The organism is Aminobacter sp. P4_D5, assembly GCF_056401815.1.
Genome location: NZ_JBFUIP010000685.1, coordinates 1 through 723, shown reverse-complemented (window position 1 = coordinate 723; position 723 = coordinate 1). Strand labels below are relative to the sequence as shown.

Below are 723 nucleotides of genomic sequence, written 5' to 3'. Positions count from 1 at the left end.
GATCTCGGACCGCTCCATCACACGCTTCTCCTCAGGCTGTCATAACGGGCGCAATCGGCCAGCGGCTCGTGCCGCAGCCGCAGCGCCACGGGGGTGGGGATCGACACTGGCGCCGGAGGCTCGCGCTGGCGGGCGAGGATGTTCAGCACCACGTCGGCGGAGTGCACACCCTCGCGCAGCGCCTCGGCGCAGGCCGCCTCCACTGCCGGCAGGCGGTCGCTGAGCACGGCGGTGAGGATGTCCACCATCTGCCGGTCGCCATCGCCGGCACCGGCCAGCTTGCGGCGCACCCGCTCCAGCGCGCCGGGCAACAGCCAGTCCTTGAACGGCGCGCCGTTCCGCCAGGCGCCAGGCTTGCGCGCCAGCACCGGCACGTAGTGCCACGGGTCGAACACCGTCTGGTCCCGGCCAAAGCAGCGCCGATGCTCGCCGACCGCGCGCCCGTCCTGGCGCAGCTCGATCCGCTCGGCATAGGCGCGGATCTCGACCGGCCGACCGACGGCACTCGCCGCCACCGAGTATTTGTTGTTGTCGAACCTGACCAGGCAGGTCTTCGACACCGAGGCCGGCACCGCATGGAACCCGTCGAACCGACCGACGTAGGGCACCAGGCTCGGCCGCTCCGCCTCGAACACCTCCCAGACCGTCTGCTCCCGCAACTCGGGATGCCGGTGCGCGCGGGCATGTGTGACGCAGCGATCCAGCAGCAGCGCGTTCAGCTCC

Annotated in this window: 1 protein-coding gene; it reads right to left on the bottom strand. The window is 71.2% G+C overall.

Translation table 11 applies throughout. The annotated features are described in order from the left end of the window. Positions 1 to 17: 17 nt before the first annotated feature. Positions 18 to 723: Mu transposase domain-containing protein (locus tag AC1DWF_RS34325; protein ID WP_476842951.1), on the bottom strand; the 706-nt coding region annotated here is incomplete at its 5' end.